The organism is Vibrio sp. V42_P2S4T144 (genome assembly GCF_009904715.1).
Taxonomy (GTDB): Bacteria; Pseudomonadota; Gammaproteobacteria; order Enterobacterales; family Vibrionaceae; genus Vibrio; species Vibrio alginolyticus.
In genome coordinates this window covers 1-4671 of sequence record NZ_WXWS01000478.1, presented here as the reverse complement: position 1 = coordinate 4671, position 4671 = coordinate 1, and the positions used below count along the sequence as shown (strand labels likewise).

At 43.9% G+C, this 4671-nt stretch carries 5 protein-coding genes; 3 read left to right on the top strand and 2 right to left on the bottom strand.

Going from position 1 to position 4671, the window contains the following annotated elements; all coding sequences use genetic code 11:
- Positions 1-33: 33 nt before the first annotated feature.
- Positions 34-1248: a GTP-binding protein gene (locus tag CAG68_RS15965; RefSeq protein ID WP_161441351.1), complete on the top strand. Its 1215-nt coding sequence runs from the start codon at positions 34-36 to the stop codon at positions 1246-1248.
- Between the two features lie 147 nt (positions 1249-1395).
- Here CAG68_RS15965 and zigA read toward each other — a convergent pair whose 3' ends face one another.
- A complete protein-coding gene (zigA, locus tag CAG68_RS15960) occupies positions 1396-2595 on the bottom strand; it encodes a zinc metallochaperone GTPase ZigA (RefSeq protein WP_064354627.1) in 1200 nt (399 codons plus the stop codon).
- 190 nt (positions 2596-2785) lie between these two features.
- Here zigA and CAG68_RS15955 point away from each other — a divergent pair, with 190 nt between their 5' ends.
- Together CAG68_RS15955 and CAG68_RS15950 are read left to right on the top strand one after the other, a co-directional pair.
- Positions 2786-3211, top strand: coding sequence for a TraR/DksA C4-type zinc finger protein (locus tag CAG68_RS15955; protein WP_161441350.1), 426 nt, complete (start codon positions 2786-2788; stop codon positions 3209-3211).
- A gap of 279 nt (positions 3212-3490) precedes the next feature.
- Positions 3491-4099, top strand: coding sequence for a MarC family protein (locus CAG68_RS15950; protein ID WP_017635732.1), 609 nt, complete (start codon positions 3491-3493; stop codon positions 4097-4099).
- A 420-nt stretch (positions 4100-4519) separates the two neighbouring features.
- On the opposite strand, the gene CAG68_RS22495 is transcribed toward CAG68_RS15950, so the two are convergent.
- Positions 4520-4663 (bottom strand): phosphate-starvation-inducible PsiE family protein, encoded by a 144-nt coding sequence (locus tag CAG68_RS22495; protein WP_249114593.1) that lies wholly within the window; start codon positions 4661-4663, stop codon positions 4520-4522.
- Positions 4664-4671 lie beyond the last annotated feature (8 nt).

Below are 4671 nucleotides of genomic sequence, written 5' to 3'. Positions count from 1 at the left end.
CATGTGTTTATTCAGAGTTTGTAGGTCAAAGGTATGCCATCAATTCCAGTCACTATTTTGCATGGGTTTCTCGGGTCAGGGAAAACCACTTTTTTACGCAACATTCTTCAACAAGCCGATTCTTCTGGTATTGATCTTTCCGTTATTGTGAATGACATGAGTGAGTTAGACGTTGATGGCGTGCTTATCTTAAATACCGATGCGGTGAGTGAAGAGCAGGGCAACTTTGTCACGATCAGTGGAGACAGCATCAGCAGCCCGAGTGGTGTAAAGCAGCTCGATAAAGCCCTTAAAAAGCTCTGCGCAGAAAAATCGCCAGAATGGATTGTGATTGAAACATCGGGCAGTAGTCATCCTTTGCCTTTGGTTGAGTATTTCAAAAATAACGCACAATTCGCTCTCAAAGACGTGATTACGTTGGTGGATGCGACTTGGTTGCGAGATGACTATCGACAAGGCTCTGCCTTAATTCCGAAGTGGCAAAAGAACGTACAGCAGGGTGTTCGCGGCGTTGAAAACTTGTTGGTAGAGCAAATCATGTTCTCAAACCGTGTCATGCTCACCAAGACGGACAAAGTGGATGACAATACCGTTCGTAACATCGCGCAGGCGATTCATCCGCTTAATGTTTACACCGAGATAATCAAAACGTCATGGGGAAACTTGGATATCCGCATGTTGAAAGGTGAGCAAGACTACAATTTCTTCCTTGTTGAGCAGTTAATCGCAGAACTTCGTGAGACGGTGAATGAGCCGTTGAATCTCTCTGATAAAGACGAACAAAGCCTTGTCGCCAAAGTGATCAAAGATGATCGACCTTTTCATCCTGCGCGTTTGTGGAGTACCTGCCACCAGTATTTAACTAAAGGTGTGTTCCGCAGTAAGGGGTTCTTTTGGTTCCCAACTCGAGACGATGTTTCACTACTTTGGAGCCAAGCAAACGGCAATGTGGGGCTTGAAATTACAGGCTTTTGGCGCGCTTCGGTAATCAATGACGAATCGCAAAACTTCACAGAGGAACATCGTCAAATCCTACAAGATAAGATAGACAGCGTTGAAAGCCGCTTTGGTGATCGTCGTTGTCGCTTAACGGTGATTGGGCAAGAAAACGAAGTCGATGTGTTTATTGATGCGCTGGAAAACTGCTTTTTAACGGATGTGGAATTGGAGCAATGGCAACAAGGGGCAACATTTGAAGATCCTTGGCCAAAGAAAATAGCTAAGTTGAGCCAGAAGAAGACGGTTTGAATGCACTGGTGAGGATTCCCTCGCTACATGTTTGAATCTCGGGTTGTTTCGAGAACGGACTTACTGAATTGGCTCGGTATACCAAAATTGGCTCTGTGTAACGAAAAAGCCTCCCGAATGGTGGGAGGCTTTTTGTATCTCAGTCGTTTACTGTTCCCATTCAGGGAAAGGGTCTTCCAGAGATAACCAATAGTCGAGCCCTTGCTCTATCTCATCTTCTGTTAACAAGCATTCGTTAAGACGAGCAATCAATTTCTCTTGCTCTAATCCCTGACCAATAAACACCAATTCTTGTCGCATATCGCCGTATGGTTCTTGCCAAATGTCGTTTATAGCATCTAGGTAATCTTGATCCGTCGGCCATTCCTCCTTCGGAATCGCTTTCCAAAACATACCCGCAACACCATAACGTGCGATGCCTCCCGCTTGGCTCCATTGACCGACAAACTCTGGTCTGGTTGCTAGCCAAAAGTAACCCTTGGAACGAATCAGTTTGCCGTAATCTTTCGCATTGTGGAGGAAGTCGTAAAACTTCTCTGGATGGAAAGGGCGTCTCGCATGATAGGCAAAGCTGGAAATGCCGTATTCTTCGGTTTCCGGTATGTGCTCGCCTCGCATTTCCTTCAACCAACCTGGGGCTTGTTGTGCCTTTTCAAAACTGAAGCTTTGTGTGTCGAGTACCGCATCAAGTTCTACTTCACCATTCGAGATAGGAAGAATAGTGGCCGATGTATTAAGAGTTTTAAGAATCGCAAGAAGCCTTTCGATTTCTGATTTCTCAGCAAGGTCGGTTTTACTTATCAAGATAACGTCAGCGAACTCTACTTGATCAACGAGTAAGTCAGCAACGCTGCGTTCATCGTCTTCACCTAATGATTCGGCTGTCTCTGTTAAGAACTTAGCTTCATCGTAATCACGCAGAAAGTTAATCGCATCAACCACCGTAACCATGGTGTCTAAACGTGCAACGTCTGAAAGTGATAGCCCGTTTTCATCAGCAAACGTAAAAGTCTCTGCAACGGGAAGTGGCTCGGCGATGCCAGTGGACTCGATAACTAAGTAATCGAATCTGCCTTCTTGCGCGAGTTTAGTGACTTCTTCAAGCAGATCTTCACGCAGGGTACAACAGATGCAACCGTTACTCATTTCAACCAACTTTTCTTCACTGTGGTTGAGAGAAACTTCATTCTGAACGGTCGCTGCATCGATGTTGACTTCGCTCATGTCGTTGACGATGACCGCGACTTTTCTGCCTTGTCTATTGTTAAGAATATGACTTAAAACGGTTGTTTTTCCTGCGCCTAGAAAGCCGGACAAAACCGTAACAGGGAGTTTCTGGGTGTTCATGCTCATGCTCTTTATAGTGTAATGTTATAATATAACAATTAATATAGTCGGTGATCTTAACTCTGGCATCAAGCAGTTTGTGAGTGTGTCGAGCACTGCACCTTATTGGCGGCTTTATTTGTCGTTTAGTTGCACAGGTTCAGATGTCCGGAATTTAGAGATCGAACTCTTATCTCGGTGTGGAGCTTCTATGAACGAAGAGAAAAAGTATGTCATGACAGAAGAAGAAATTCTTGCAGCGCCCGAGGCGGATTATATGAATGAAGCTCAGCTCGCGTTTTTTGAAAACCGATTATTTGAGCTTTATGAATTGACGTTAGCGCATATTGAACGCGCGAAAGAAGAGATGATTGCGCCAATGGAATTCAGTGACGAAAGCGATAGGGCGTCCAGTGAGGAGCAATCTGCAATCGCATTAAGAATCATAGATAGAGAGCAAAAGCTGTTACCTAAGATTCAACGATCGTTGGCTCGCTTGCGCGCAGGGGAGTATGGCTATTGTTTAGAGTCCGGAGAACCTATCGGCATTCCAAGGTTATTGGCACGACCTACTGCTGAATATAGTGCAGAAGTAAAAGCTCAAATGGAGTCAAAAGAGCACTGGTATAAACACTAAAGCCTCACTATCTTATGACGTCGATATTCTTCTCGTTCACTTGTTTTTTTGATGTTCTCTGAGAAGTCTAAAGCGATGGCGACTACCGTTAGGTATGGTAGTCATTACCTTTGAGATATTAATAGTTATCGATAGGATAGAAGTAAGTTCTGTATTGTAAATAACGCACCATTTTTGTTTTTCTGAATGAGCTCTCGCTATGTTAGCGTCAAACATTTTCTCTGCTACTTCAAGCTGATCTTCTATCCTTAAAGCTAAATTGGTACTGGAGAAAGTAGCATGATTGACTTTGTGGCAACTTTTATCTTTTTCTTTGCTGTCATCGATCCCATAGGTACTGTGCCCGTTTTTATCGCAGCCACAAAAAGCTATGAAGAAGTGGCAAAGCGTAAGGTCGCTCTTTTTGCGACTCTATTCTCCGCTGCTATCCTACTGTTTTTTGTTGTTGCTGGTGAAATCATACTTACAGCAATGCGTATTCCCTTGTCTGCGTTTCAAATCTCGGGCGGTATCGTATTGTTCTTGTTTGCTTTGACTATGATATTTGGTGAGAGTAAACCAGCAGAAGAAATCAGAACGCTCAATAGTCATCATGATACAGCAGTTTTTCCTCTAGCCATTCCATCAATTGCTAGCCCTGGCGCAATATTAGCCGCCGTTTTACTCACAGAGAACGTGCGGTTTAATATTTGGGAGCAAGTCCAGACAGTGGCTATGATGCTGCTGGTACTATTGGTTGTTTATATCTTGCTATTAATGGCCAGCGGCATACACAGGATTATTGGGAATACAGGAGCTAGTGCTGTAAGTCGGATCATGGGGTTGATATTAGCCGCTGTGGCCACGACCAACACTCTGAATGGGATTGAAAGTTACTTTGACCTTTAAGGCTGTTTCGCAAACTGAGCTGAAGGTATACGTTAAGAGCTAATTTTACGGCGAGATGACCGACCACCTGACAATCACTTTTCTGGCTGTTACTTCTAGCCGGATGTAATCCTTCAGGCTACTCGTGACGACCTTGTTTAAGAGGACCACGGAAAAGTTGAAAGTAAAATGCATAGATGTTGAGGGTATATATCAGATGGGGGAACTGGAGCAACACTTGCCCCATTGAGCTGTGCCAATACTCAAAGATTAGCTGCTAGAAAATAATATCGATAATTTCTCCGCCTAGGCACTACTCTATAATCTTGTAGTCTAGCAGTATATAGAGCCTAGCATGGAGGAATTTATTAGCTTCCAACGTGCCAAGACAAGACTTTTTCATGCCTTGAGAGTATCTGAAAATTCGGGAGGCTGAGAAGTTTATTCAGTATGGCTCTTATTGGGCAGTTTATGGATCAGCCAGTAACCAAGACTCATACTAAGAACTACAGCCGCAATTCCAATCAGGTACATTGGAGACAAGGTTTCAAAGTCTATAATAATGACCTTTCGGGAGATTGCCATCAGCGCGG